General features: G+C 51.1%; 8 protein-coding genes and 1 pseudogene. 5 read left to right on the forward strand and 4 right to left on the reverse strand.

The window, feature by feature from the left end; genetic code table 11:
* Positions 1-2,210 (reverse strand): annotated as a pseudogene (locus Q0K92_RS12140) (integrin alpha); the annotation flags it as partial.
* A 254-nt stretch (positions 2,211-2,464) separates the two neighbouring features.
* Positions 2,465-3,343 (reverse strand): DUF6279 family lipoprotein, encoded by an 879-nt coding sequence (locus Q0K92_RS12145; protein WP_297326059.1) that lies wholly within the window; start codon positions 3,341-3,343, stop codon positions 2,465-2,467.
* 91 nt (positions 3,344-3,434) lie between these two features.
* Between Q0K92_RS12145 and Q0K92_RS12150 the strand changes: the two genes are divergently transcribed.
* Positions 3,435-4,079, forward strand: a complete 645-nt coding sequence (locus tag Q0K92_RS12150; protein WP_297326060.1) for a DsbA family protein — start codon at positions 3,435-3,437, stop codon at positions 4,077-4,079.
* A gap of 2 nt (positions 4,080-4,081) precedes the next feature.
* On the opposite strand, the gene dapE is transcribed toward Q0K92_RS12150, so the two are convergent.
* Positions 4,082-5,293: a succinyl-diaminopimelate desuccinylase gene (dapE, locus tag Q0K92_RS12155; protein WP_297326061.1), complete on the reverse strand. Its 1,212-nt coding sequence runs from the start codon at positions 5,291-5,293 to the stop codon at positions 4,082-4,084.
* A gap of 276 nt (positions 5,294-5,569) precedes the next feature.
* Between dapE and Q0K92_RS12160 the strand changes: the two genes are divergently transcribed.
* Positions 5,570-6,133: an NADPH-dependent FMN reductase gene (locus Q0K92_RS12160; RefSeq protein ID WP_297326062.1), complete on the forward strand. Its 564-nt coding sequence runs from the start codon at positions 5,570-5,572 to the stop codon at positions 6,131-6,133.
* A gap of 42 nt (positions 6,134-6,175) precedes the next feature.
* Here Q0K92_RS12160 and Q0K92_RS12165 read toward each other — a convergent pair whose 3' ends face one another.
* The gene (locus tag Q0K92_RS12165) at positions 6,176-7,780 is read right to left on the reverse strand and encodes an MFS transporter (RefSeq protein ID WP_297326063.1); all 1,605 of its coding nucleotides are present in this window, start codon (positions 7,778-7,780) and stop codon (positions 6,176-6,178) included.
* Between the two features lie 490 nt (positions 7,781-8,270).
* On the opposite strand from Q0K92_RS12165, the gene Q0K92_RS12170 reads away from it, so the two are divergent.
* From Q0K92_RS12170 to Q0K92_RS12180, 3 genes are all read left to right on the forward strand, one after another.
* Positions 8,271-10,580 carry an acyl-CoA dehydrogenase gene (locus tag Q0K92_RS12170; RefSeq protein WP_297326064.1) on the forward strand — a complete coding sequence of 770 codons (2,310 nt, stop codon included), beginning with the start codon at positions 8,271-8,273 and terminating at the stop codon, positions 10,578-10,580.
* Between the two features lie 66 nt (positions 10,581-10,646).
* Entirely contained in the window at positions 10,647-12,482 is a 1,836-nt protein-coding gene (locus Q0K92_RS12175) for a long-chain fatty acid--CoA ligase (RefSeq protein WP_297326065.1), read from the forward strand.
* A gap of 272 nt (positions 12,483-12,754) precedes the next feature.
* Positions 12,755-13,247: integrin alpha (locus Q0K92_RS12180; RefSeq protein ID WP_297326066.1), on the forward strand; the 493-nt coding region annotated here is incomplete at its 3' end.

Consider the following 13,247-nt stretch of genomic DNA (forward strand, 5'->3'; position numbering starts at 1 on the left):
TGAGTCACTGCAGCGGTAAAGTTACCACCGAATATTACATAGCTGGAGCCAGAATCATTTCCGTTTGGACTGGCATAAGGAAGGCTCATCATCACATCATCAAATCCATCGCCGTTGACATCCCCCGCACCACTGACAACTCCGATCGATCCATCGCCAGGTGCTAATCCATTGAAGGTTAGAAAATCATTGCTATCCAGCTCAGATAAAGTTACCGTAGCATCGAAACCTGAAGCTTTACCAAAAACAATGAAAGTCCCGCCGTAACTCGTGTTCGGACTGGAGCTTTGCGTAGTGACCATCAGATCGTCAAAACCGTCGCCGTTGAAATCCCCCGCGCCGCTGACCGTTTCTCCTAAAAAATCGTGTTTCGCTACGCCATCCAAGCGAAAACCGTTCCTGCCATTCAGATTGGACAAATCCAGCGTGGCGCTGAATCCCGAGGCTTTACCAAATATCACATAACTGGAACCTGAGTTGTCGCCATTTGGGTCGGCGTAACGTGCGCCAACGATCACATCATCAAAACCGTCGCCATTTACGTCTCCCGCGCTGCTGACTGCAGCACTTGTATGATCATTTTCCGCGACCCCATCCAGTTGAAAGCCAGTGCTACCATCCAGGTTGGATAAATTGAGCGTAGCAGTAAATCCCGAAGCCTTGCCAAACACTACGTAGCCGGTACCGGATTTATCACCATTCGGATCGGCATAGGGTGCGCCCACAATCACATCATCAAAACCGTCGCCATTCACGTCCCCCGCGCTACTCGCAGACCAACCTGAAAAATCACTTTCCACTACACCATCCAGGCGGAAACCATTATTGCCGTCGAGGCTGAACAAATCCAATATGGCGTTGAATCCCGAGGCTTTACCAAATACTATATAGCTGGAACCGGAATAAGCACCGTTTGGCTTGGCATCGGATGCACCGACAATCACATCATCGAAGCCGTCGCCATTCACATCCCCCGCGCTGCTGACCGAAGCACCGTCATTCAGACGAAAACCGTCGCTACCGTTGAGATTGGATAAAACCAGTGCAGGGCTAAATCCTGCGGCTTTGCCGAACACCACGTAACTGGAATTGGAAGTGCCGGTCTCAAGAGCACCGACAATCACATCGTCAAACCCATCGCCGTTCACATCCCCCGCACTGCTGACTGAAACGCCTGAATAATCATTTCTTGCCACGCCATCCAGGCGGAAACCGTTAAGACCGTTGAGACTGGACAAAGTCAGCGTAGCATCAAATCCCGAACTCTTGCCAAATATCACATAACTGGAACCGGCATCGACATTACCGTTTGAGTCAGCATATCTAGCACCGACGATCACATCAGCAAAACCGTCGCCGTTGACATCCCCTGCTGCGCTACTAACTGATTCGCCCGAAGAATCATATGTTGCTATGCCATCCAAGCGGAAACCGTTGCTACCGTTGAGACTCAGCAATGGAATGGTGCCTTTAAGATAATCATCGATCTTAGCTTTGACAGTGGCAACCGAGGCAGCATCAGCGGTCACATCCGCCAGGATTCCACGCAAAACTAATAAAGGCGTGGCTGAACCCGTCTTGTCAATCGAATAATATTTGGATACTGCAATGCGATTATCCAATAATGTCGCCGCATTACCCCAGACGGGATCGGCGTGATCAACATTGTCCAACGCAGTGATCGCCCATTCGACCACTGATCCGAAAGTTTGTCCGGCAGTCATTTGCGTGAGCATTTCATTTACTGCAAAATCTTTGTCGGTTATTGTGACCGAATCACCCACCAGATTATCGACTACTTTTGTCACAAGGCTGGTGTTGTAGTGCAATGCGGCTGCTCCCCAGTTGGGATCTGAGGCGGGAATGGCAGAAAGCGCTTGGGTCAGTGCTGCGATCAATTCGGCTTGCGTAGCGCCGGCAGCCATTTGGTTGGTGATATATTGGATCGCCCAGGTTTTATTTTCACTTGAAGCGCGATCACCTACCAGATCATCGACAAAAGAATTGGCAAATAGACTGGGGAGATCGTCATTATAGCGTTTGCCCAGATAAATATTGGTCCCAAACAACGACTGCGCCAACTCAGCCCGAGATTTTCCAGCCGCCATTTGATCGCCAAGCACTTGCAGATAAATCGCACCCGGAGTGGCATTGAACATTGCCTGGGTGAGTTGCAGGATGGAAATCTGCTGCTGATCGGTCAATGCCATCGTATTATTTCTCCTGGTTGTATGAATCGTCAAAGAATGGATTCAGAAAAATCGCCTGCACACTGATTGCCATGCTACAGCCCGGAAATGTAATCATGTCAAATGCGCAGTGAATCTGTGGGAATAGGAAAATTTGCATACACCTGAGCGAGGTTACAAAATAAAGTTACAGTCATTGTGAAACAATTGTAGGAACAAATCTACACCGGAAAGATTCTTCCATAACTAGCAGGTTGCAATACTACAGCGCAGCGCTACCGAATGTCGTTCGTCAGCATGCGCAGGTCGGTTTCCCAGCCCTTTAATTTATCGTGCGCATGCCGGCGCTGATGATTATTGGTGCTGTTGTGCACGCGTGCGATAAAAGCGCAATTGTATTCCGTCAATTTGATTTGGTAGGCGCGATAGTCGGCGTCGGTGGAGTGTTGGATATGCTCAATCAGGGTGCGCAGCGCAGCCATGATCGATGCGGTTTCGGTCGGTGCTGCGATCAGGTGGCGCAGCGTCAATAAAACGTCGTTCTGACGACGCTGACGCTCGGCTAGCCAGGCTTCGGGGTCGAACGGCGAGGCCGCAGTATTGTCGATAATCAGATGCCGCTGTGTGTCATCAATGCGACCGTAGAGGTTTTCGACGCGTTTGATGGTGCGCTGGACAGACGCCTCCCGCCGTTCTTCCACAGTCGGTTGCAGATAGTCGCTGCGGAATTCGTCGTTGCCTTTGGCGTAGCGCTGCGCGATGTGGCGCAATTGTTCTTCGCCCAAGCCGGACACCAATGTCGCACCGAGCTGCACTGCGTGATCGAAGGCCGGTGCAGTCATGTTGCGCAGTTCCTCGGACCAACCGCAGACTTGCGCTGGTGTGACTGGGTCACTGATCTGGCCGCGCAATGCGGACAACCAGGCGGTGTATTCCGGGAGCTGCGTGGCGCGATGCCAGTCAAACCACTGGTGAATCGCTTGTTTGGCGTGCGGGGCCTGTTCATTGCTGAAGTTGACGTAGCCATCGAGCCACCACCAAACCAGTTGTGGGCCTTGATTGTAGCCCAGGCGTAGCATGCTGCAGCTGCTGAGCAGGAGCAGCAAGGCGATGACGGCGCTGCGTGCAAACAAACGTTGCAGGGTAGTTCTCATGCGCCAACTCGGCGTATAACCATTATTCATATTGCTAAGATTTAGTTTTTTGACGATAAAATGACAGTTTGATATTTAACCACAGATTATGATGCCGACCATTCATTCCCGCTTATTTTACATTCACGATCCGATGTGCAGTTGGTGCTATGCATTTAGCCGGAGCTGGACGGCGTTGCAGAAGGATTTGCCGAAGGATATTCAGGTCGTTTATCTTGTTGGCGGCTTGGCACCGGATACCACGGAACCGATGCCGCCTGCGACGCAAAAAATGGTGCAACAAGCTTGGCAGCGCATAGAACAAACAGTTGCGGGAGTTCAGCTTAATTGGGATTTCTGGTCACGCAATACGCCGATGCGCTCAACGTACCCGGCTTGCCGTGCTGTTCTGGCGGCTAGAAAACAACGCGCAGAAGCTGCTCCGGAAATGGTGCGGGCCATCCAGACGGCGTATTACCAGAACGCGCAGAATCCATCCTTGCCGGAAACATTGCAAGCATGTGCCGCTGAGATTGGGCTGGATATGGCAGTATTCAGCGACGATCTAACCAGCACGGAGATAGAAAGTGAGTTGCAGCATGAAATGCAACTGGCAAGAAGCATGAATGTTCATTCTTACCCGTCTTTGCGGCTGGTGCATAAAGATTTCATGTTTCCTATCGCGGTGGATTATCTGAATCACCGAACCATGCTGGATGCAATCAACCGCCATATTCGGGAAGTCGGCGCGATTTGAATTTACTGTTTTCCCGAAAAGAATTTTTTTATGGTATCCAAGAAGCTGCCGGTATTGGTAGTCGTCGCTGTTGCTGCGGTTTTGTCGATCAGCAAATTCTCCAGCGCTAATTGATAAATCTTCGACAGCTGCTCGAGATCATCGATTTCTACGTTTTCATTGAGTTTATGAATGGTGGCGTTACGCGGACCGAATTCAATCACCTGTGCACAGATATCCGCGATAAACCGGCCGTCCGACGTGCCGCCGGAGGTGGAGAGTTGCGGCTCGATGGCAGTAACCTTGAAAATGGCATCGTGCATGGCATCAGCCAGTTCAGCCTTGGGGGTGAGAAAAGGTTTGCCGGAGAGTTCCCACGCTAATTCATAGTCAAAGCCATGCCGATCGAGGATTTCATGCACGCGGGCTTGGAGCGATTCGACGGTGCTGGCTGTGGAGAAACGGAAATTGAATAATAAATTCAGTGAGCCTGGGATGACATTGGTAGCGCCTGTGCCGCCATTGATATTGGAAATGTGCCAGGTGGTCGGTGGAAAATATTCATTGCCCTGATCCCATTCGGTTTGCGCCAGTTCCGCAATGGCCGGAGCGGCCAGATGGATAGGGTTTTTGGCCAGGTGCGGGTAGGCGATATGACCTTGTATGCCTTTAATCGTCAAATTGCCGGATAGAGAGCCGCGCCGGCCGTTTTTGATGGTGTCTCCCAATTTGTCGGTACATGTCGGTTCACCTACGATGCAATAATCGAGCAATTCGCCACGCGCTTTGAGCGTTTCAACCACTTTGACCGTGCCGTCGACCGCGATGCCTTCTTCGTCGGAAGTGATCAGCAGCGCAATGGATCCTTGGTGATTAGCATGTTGTGCTACAAAAGCTTCGATCGCGGTGATAAATGCTGCCAGCGAAGCTTTCATGTCGGCAGCGCCGCGCCCGTACAGTCGGCCATCTCGAATGGTTGGTGTAAACGGATCACTGTCCCATTGTTCCAGCGGGCCGGTAGGCACGACATCGGTATGTCCGGCGAAACACAGCACGGGTGCGACGCTGCCATGGCGCGCCCAAAGATTGTCGACGTCGCCAAAGCGCATGCTTTCAATGTGAAAACCGAGTTTCTCCAGGCGACTGATCAAAATTTCCTGGCATCCGCTATCGGATGGTGTCAGTGAACGAAGGGAGATAAGTTGTTGCGCAAGCGCGAGAGTGTCATTGGACATAATTGTTTTCCTGAATGTAAGAACTTAAATGACCTGCTGAAGATTGAGAACTTTCATCAATGATGATACTAATTAGAGGTTCGCTTTGTCCGCGAAAAAACTGATTATATCTGACGATACGGTACAAATGATGTACTAGCAAACTGTTTTTCCGGAACCAATGACTTGTTTGGGTCATCTTCAAAACTGGTAATCAGGGTTGTCGGCAGCTTGAAATACTTGCCGCAGGCTGTTCATAAATAATCAAGCATTTCAATACAATGAGAGGAAAATACTATGACAAAAATTATCGGGATTGCGGGAAGTCTACGGAACGGTTCTTTCAATAGTGCATTGTTACGCGCTGCTAGCGAACTAGCGCCTCAGGGTGTTGCGCTTGAAATAGCTACACTCAAGGGCATTCCGCTTTACGATGGTGATATGGAGATTATCGAAGGAATTCCCCCGGCAGTCATTACGTTGCAAGAACAAATTGCCGGGGCTGATGGATTATTGCTGGCTACTCCGGAATACAACAATTCCATGCCGGGGGTATTCAAAAATGCGCTCGACTGGCTGTCGCGGCCACCCAGCGAGGTTGTACGGATTTTCGGAAATCGTCCGGTTGCGGTGATTGGTGCAACACCCGGTGGATTCGGTACAGTATTATCCCAAAATGCCTGGTTGCCCGTGCTACGGACATTAGGCACGCGCCCATGGTTCGGTGGACGGCTACTGGTATCTCGGGCGCATCAAGTCTTCAACGAATCCGGTGAAATGACGGACGCCGCGGTGCGTAAACAGCTCGAGGATTTTCTCGCCGGATTTGTCGAGTTCATTCAAGCCGGTAATAAATCATAGCATTCAAGTATTGAAGCTCTGATGAGGCCGTGCGATTTTATTTTATAGTTCTTTAGCTGGGATTTTGGGCGCCACATAGTGTGTGACCACGGGTTCAGTGTTGATAACGAGTAAGGCGTGCAGTTCTTTCTGTAAGATGCGATCCGCATCGGTTACGCGTTCATGCTGACGCAGGTGTTCGAGCCAGGATTCGATGCTGAAGAATTCAATGAAGTGATTGGGATGCTCGGTATGTTCAAATATACCCCAAGCGAAAGCACCATCCCGGCAACGGCGTTTGCCGAGTTTGCGGATCATGGTTAAGAAATCATTGATGCTGTCGCTGCGAACTTGGTATTGAATCGTCACCAGAACCGGACCGCGGTCATGCGTCACTGCGTCATGCACCATCGGTACTGGCCAATGCATCGAGGGGGTAAGGTTGATTTTCTCGATACCGCCGATGCGCCAGCGCCAGGTGAGCGCCACGGCTATCACTGCGCCAGCTGCTGCGATGATCAGCGCTTCTGAAATACTTGTCATTTCGGCGACTTTGCCCCACAACAGACTGCCGAGTGCCATGGAACCCATGATGATCGCCATAAAGACGGCGAGTCCGCGTGACCGCACCCAATTAGGGAGCGCCATTTGTGCTGCCACTTGAAGCGACGATAAGACAGTGATCCATGCGATACCACTGACGGCCATCGCCAAACATAAGGGAATCAGTTGATGGAATGTCGCCAATGCGACCATGGTGCTTGCATACACTATAGTTGCCAATGCGACCAATCGATCGCGTGAAATCTTTTCACGAAGCTGCGGTAATACGAGCGCACCGACGACCGCACCGGCGCCGATGCAGCCCACTAAGATGCCGAATGTTTGCGGCCCGCTGTTTGCCAGGCTCTTGACCAATATTGGCAATAAGGCCCAGGCAGCGCTCGCAAATAGAAAAAATCCCAATCCTCGCATGACTGCGGCCTGGAGGTCAGGCGCGTGACGCGCGAAACGAAAGCCGGTACGTAGCGCGCTAAAGAATCGTTCGCTCGGTAACTCACTGAGTGGTGCCTCGCGCCGCCAGCGCATCAAGGCGATAATGACCAGGAAGTACGACAGCGCATTCAGAACAAACACCGCACCCATTCCGGCATAGGATATGATTATCCCGGCCAGCGCCGGACCAAGCGTACGTGCCACGTTGATCCCGAGCCCGTTCAACGCGATAGCGGATTGTAACTCGGCGCGTGGTACCAGTTCCGGTGTTATCGCCGCCCACGCCGGCATCATCATTGCTGACCCAATTCCCATCGCGAACGTCAAAGCGATCAGACTCCATGCCGAGGTGATACCGGTCAGTGTCAGAAATCCCAGTAGTCCGGCGATCAGTGCCAGCCATACCTGCACCACGATCAGATAGATGCGCCGATCGACGATGTCAGCCAAGGCACCCGCCGGCATGGCCAATAGAAAAATGGGTAAAGTGGTGGCGGTTTGGATCAGTGCTACCATCACCGGTGTGGGTGACAACGAGGTCATTAACCAACTGGCACCAACATCATGCATCCAGGTTCCGATGTTTGATGCAAGAGTTGCCACCCATAACATACGAAAAACGGGAATTCTGAGCGGAGACCATGCCGTCATCGCGTTGACCGAATCGTTCAACCTTTCACCTGCGTTCTAGCGGAAGACGAAGCCGGTACAATCCGATAACACGCCTGACAAGGAGGTTCCTGGTCAAATGCGCGCAATCGGCGCTTGCCGATATTGGGGATGGATTGCAATCAATGACATGATCGTCACTTTGCCGGATTGTCAGTATCAGTTTGATTACCTCCGGGCAAAAAACGCTTTCTGATGGTCATCATTTTGATATTGTCCTATCCATAAAACAATTCGATATGCCATGCTACTATTAAAATCATAGTTAGAATCAGAAATGGGATGGGTATTGAGAAATGAGTGTATGAATTACACAACAATATTTCCATCAAACTTCGGCATTAATATAGGGATTTAAGTGATTATCATGTAAATTTGAGAGTGCGAGCCTTCAAGCAGATGCTGCATTCTCACGTCTGATTAAACTGTTGCGCAATTGGTATGGACTGTGCTTAACTTGGCCCGGGCTTAACTCATTACGAGGAAAATCACCATGCTCCTGTTTCTCTTTTACGTCACCCTGTTCTTAGTTGCAATTATCGGTTTGGTTCTGGCAGTACCTATCATCCGTCGTCATCTGGTTTCCAATCAAATACTGAAAATTTTTCGCAAAATGCTGCCGCAGATTTCTCAAACGGAGCAGGAAGCGTTGGATGCCGGTACGGTTTGGTGGGAAGGCGATTTATTCAGCGGCAAGCCGGATTGGAAAAAAATGCTGGCCTATCCTAAACCGCAACTCACGGCGGAGGAACAGGCTTTTCTCGACGGTCCGGTGGAGCAATTATGTGTCATGCTCGACGAATGGAAGATTACGCATGAGTTGAAGGACTTGCCGCCGGAAGTGTGGCAGTTTATCAAGGAAAATGGATTTTTTGGTCTGATCATTCCCAAGCAGTATGGTGGTTATGGGTTTTCCGCTCTGGCACATTCCAGCGTGGTGATGAAGATCGGCTCACGTAGCGGCACGGCGGCGGTGACGGTGATGGTGCCTAACTCACTTGGGCCGGCTGAGTTGCTGTTGCATTATGGCACTGAGAAACAGAAAGAATATTATTTGCCGCGTCTTGCCAAAGGTCTGGAAGTGCCTTGTTTTGCGTTGACCTCACCGGAAGCAGGATCCGATGCCGGCGCGATGCCGGACTTTGGTATCGTCTGTCGTGGTGAATATGACGGTCAACAGGACGTGCTGGGCATGCGCGTGACCTGGGAGAAGCGTTATATTACCCTGGGGCCGGTTGCAACTATCCTGGGACTCGCGTTCAAACTGTATGATCCCGAGCGGTTACTCGGCGGGGAAGAGGATCTGGGTATCACCCTGGCATTGATCCCTACCACGACGCCGGGCGTTAATATCGGGCGGCGTCATTATCCGCTCAATGCTGCATTCCAGAATGGCCCCAATTCGGGCAAAGACGTGTTCATTCCGATGGATTGGATTATTGGCGGGCAAGAGGGCGTCGGGCAGGGGTGGCGCATGTTGATGAATTGCCTGGCGGCAGGGCGCGCCATTTCGTTGCCCGCTACCAGTGTGGGAGCAGCAAAATTGGCGGCACGCACCAGCGGCGCTTATAGCCGTGTGCGCACGCAATTCAAGACACCGATCGGTTATTTTGAAGGTATCGAGGAAGCCTTGGCACGTATCGGCGGTAATACTTACATGATGGATGCCGCACGTGTCATGACCGCGGGCGCTGTCGACCTGGGTGAAAAACCTTCGGTGGTTTCAGCGATCGTCAAATATCACCTGACTGAGCGGGGGCGTCAGGCGGTGAATGATGCGATGGATATTCATGGCGGCAAAGGCATTTGCATCGGCCCGAGAAACTATCTGGGGCGCACTTATCAGCAGATCCCCGTCAGTATCACCGTGGAAGGCGCGAATATTCTGACGCGCAACATGATCATTTTTGGTCAGGGCGCGATCCGTTGTCATCCTTATCTGTTAAAAGAAGTCAACGCAACGCATGACACAAACCCGGATCGTGCATCACGGACATTTGATGAAGCACTGGTCGGGCATGTGAAATTTACCCTGCGTAATACTGCAAACGGCCTGGTGTATGCGCTGGCGGGTAACTATATCAAAGACAATGCGCCGGAAAACTGTGCGCCGGAAACGGCTGTTTATTATCGCCAACTGGCACGTTTTTCCGCCAGCTTTGCCTGTATCGCCGACATTGGGCTCATGGTACTGGGCGGTTCGCTGAAACGTAAAGAAAGATTGTCCGCCAGATTGGGCGATATGCTGAGCATGCTGTATTTGTGCTCGGCAACGCTGAAACGTTTTGAGGACGATGGCCGTCCGAGTGCTGATTTGCCGCTGCTGCATTGGTCTATGCAGGATGCCATGTATCGGTTGCAACAGGCGTTTGATGAGTTTCTGACCAACTTCCCGGGACATTGGGTGTTTGTGTGTTTACTCAAAGCCTTGGTTTTTCCACTCGGTAAACGCTGTAAACCGCCGACTGATGCACTGGCACACGAGGTTGCCCGGCTCATGATGGAACCGGGCGCTGTACGTGACCGATTGACCGCCGGTATTTTTGTGCCCACCGCCGATCACGAGCCGATGGCGGAGCTGGAGCAAGCCTTGCACTGTGTGATCGAGGGTGGAGCGGTTGAAGCCAGGTTGCGGGAAGCGACGAAGTTACGACAAATTACTGCCAGAGGTGATGAGAAAATCGCACAAGCATTGCAGCTTAAAGTGATTACCGCCGCGGAAGCCGATTTGCTGAATAAAATGAGAACGCTGCGCAGCCGGGTGGTTAAGGTGGATGATTTTTCACCTGATTTGGGTAGGTAAGCAAAGAATCCAAGTGAAATTAGAGCGGAAACTATTGACTGAGATCTGCGAATAAAAGGGAAAGCTATGCAAGTTGAGCAAGTCGAACAAGATAGAATGTCCAGTATCATTCCGGTGGAACAGGCAAAAACACTGGATGGTCTTTTTGCTGAACGTGTACAACGCTCGGCACAGAAAGTGGCCTATCGCTATTACAATTCAATTTGCGAGGAATGGGGAAGCTATACCTGGGAGCAGATGAATCAATTGGTTGCCCGTTGGCAGGCAGCACTGGCAAAAGAATCACTGGTTCCTGGCGACCGGGTGGCGGTAATGATGAGGAATTGCCCGGAATGGGTGATGTTCGAGCAGGCGGCACTGGGTCTTGGACTGGTAGTCATTCCTTTATACACCGACGATCGTGTTGAAAATGCCGCGTATGTCATCGACGACGCCGGCGTTAGGTTGTTGTTGCTTGAGCACTCAGGACAATGGCAGGAGTTTGTTGCGATCCGCGATCAGATTCAAGGATTGCAGCGCGTGGTTCTGCTGAAATCATTTGAACAGAGTGATATGAACTTACGCGACGGCGTTGTGGTCTCGGCTTGGGACTGGCTGCCTGCCCATGCCGGTGAAGTTAAGCATGTCAACAGTGATCCACACAGCCTGGCGACCATCATTTACACCTCAGGTACATCAGGTCGACCCAAAGGGGTCATGCTGAGTCATCACAATATATTGAGTAACGCTTTTGGCTGCTTGCAAGTGGTGCCGGTTTCGCCCGATGATCTGCTGCTGTCCTTTTTGCCGCTGTCACATACTTTTGAGCGTACCTCGGGTTACTATGTGCCGATGATGTGCGGCGCCACCATTGCTTATGCGCGCTCGATTCCGCAATTAGGAGAAGATTTGCGGACAATCCGGCCGACATTGATGATCTCGGTGCCGCGCATCTATGAACGGGTGTATGCGGGCATCCATGCAAAACTTGCCGAAGGCTCCGGTTTTGCGCGCTGGTTATTCAATTTTGCGGTTGATGTGGGTTACAGTCGATTCGAGTGCCAACAGGGAAGGGGATATCAGCAACTGTCACATGTGCTGTGGCCATTATTAAAAAAACTGGTGGCTGATAAAGTGATGGATAAACTGGGTGGTCGGCTACGCTTTGTGATGAGTGGCGGCGCCGCGTTGTCGACTGAAGTTTCGCGTATTTTCATCGGCCTGGGATTGCCCATTCTGCAAGGATACGGCATGACGGAAAGCAGTCCGGTCGCTTGCGCCAACAGACTGGAAGATAATGTGCCCGCCAGTGTCGGTTTGCCGATTCCCGGCGTGGAAGTCAAACTGGGCGAGAACAATGCGTTGCTGATTCGTGGACCGAATGTGATGCTGGGTTACTGGAATAATCCTGAAGCCACCAAAGCAGCGATTTCAGCGGATGGCTGGCTGAATTCCGGTGATATTGCATCCATTGATGCACAAGGGCATGTCACCATCACTGGGCGGTTGAAAGAAATTATCGTACTGTCTACCGGCGAAAAAGTACCCCCGGCGGATATGGAGGCAGCAATTCTGCGTGATCCATTATTTGAACAGGTGATGCTGATCGGTGAAGCGCGTTCCTATTTGAGCGTGTTAGCCGTGTTAAATCCCGCACGACAGCAAGAATTCATGGCGCATTACGGCGTGGATGACAATCCAGCGAATGAGCAGCAAAGACAACAGATTGAAGAAATCTTACTGGAAAAAATTACTCGCCAGACGAGCGAATTTCCCGGTTATGCCAAAATACGCCGCGTTGCAATTAGTCAGGAGCCTTGGAGCGTTGAGAACGGTTTACTGACGCCGACATTGAAGTTAAAGCGAACCAAGGTGATGGAAAAATATCAGGCGGAAATTGATAGGCTTTATGCAGGACATTAAGCAGTCATTCAATATCCATATTTGTCATTCCGAGCGTAGCAAGGAATCTTTGGGAATCAATTTGTAGATTTCTCGCTGTGCTCGAAATGACAATTATTTCAGCGGCTTCCTAAATTCATATCCATATCAAAACCCGCGAAATTGTCAGAAAAGTCTTCCAGGCGTCATCTTTCCGGCGTAGTATTTATTCTATTATTCTGGAAAATAACAGCAAAGTAGATATTTCTTTCAAGTAAATTTATTGATCAACCTTTTTGCAGGAGTCCTAGATCATGGCAACAGCAATTAATTTATCCAGCCTCGACGGCAGCAATGGTTTTCGCCTGGATGGGACGGCGGCAGATGATTTCTCGGGCAGACCGGTCAGCAGTGCAGGCGATGTCAATGGCGACGGGCTTGACGATGTGATTGTCGGTGCTCGCAGTGCTGACTCGAATGGCTATTATTCCGGCTCCAGTTACGTAGTGTTTGGCCAGGCTGCCGGTTTTAGCGCCACGCTGAATTTAACCAGCCTCGATGGCAGCAATGGTTTCCGCCTGGATGGGGCGGCATTTGATGGCTCGGGCTATTCTGTCAGCAATGCAGGTGATGTCAATGGCGACGGTTTTGATGATGTGATTATCGGTGCTCCCGGTGTCGATCCGAACGGCAATTTGTCCGGCTCCAGTTACGTAGTGTTTGGCCAGGCTTCCGGTTTTAACGCCACACTGAATCTAGCCAGCCTCGATGGCAGCAATGGTTTCCGCCTGGATGGGGCGGCGGCAT

The organism is Nitrosomonas sp., from assembly GCF_024282095.1.
In the GTDB taxonomy this organism is placed as follows: domain Bacteria; phylum Pseudomonadota; class Gammaproteobacteria; order Burkholderiales; family Nitrosomonadaceae; genus Nitrosomonas.

What these genes read in the sequence shown, in the direction of transcription:
- Q0K92_RS12175 (WP_297326065.1), top strand. Translation starts at nt 10,647, where the DNA reads ATGCAAGTTGAGCAAGTCGAACAAGATAGAATGTCCAGTATCATTCCG.
- Q0K92_RS12170 (WP_297326064.1), top strand. Translation starts at nt 8,271, where the DNA reads ATGCTCCTGTTTCTCTTTTACGTCACCCTGTTCTTAGTTGCAATTATC.
- Q0K92_RS12150 (WP_297326060.1), top strand. Translation starts at nt 3,435, where the DNA reads ATGCCGACCATTCATTCCCGCTTATTTTACATTCACGATCCGATGTGC.
- Q0K92_RS12145 (WP_297326059.1), bottom strand. Translation starts at nt 3,343, where the DNA reads ATGAGAACTACCCTGCAACGTTTGTTTGCACGCAGCGCCGTCATCGCC.
- Q0K92_RS12160 (WP_297326062.1), top strand. Translation starts at nt 5,570, where the DNA reads ATGACAAAAATTATCGGGATTGCGGGAAGTCTACGGAACGGTTCTTTC.
- dapE (WP_297326061.1), bottom strand. Translation starts at nt 5,293, where the DNA reads ATGTCCAATGACACTCTCGCGCTTGCGCAACAACTTATCTCCCTTCGT.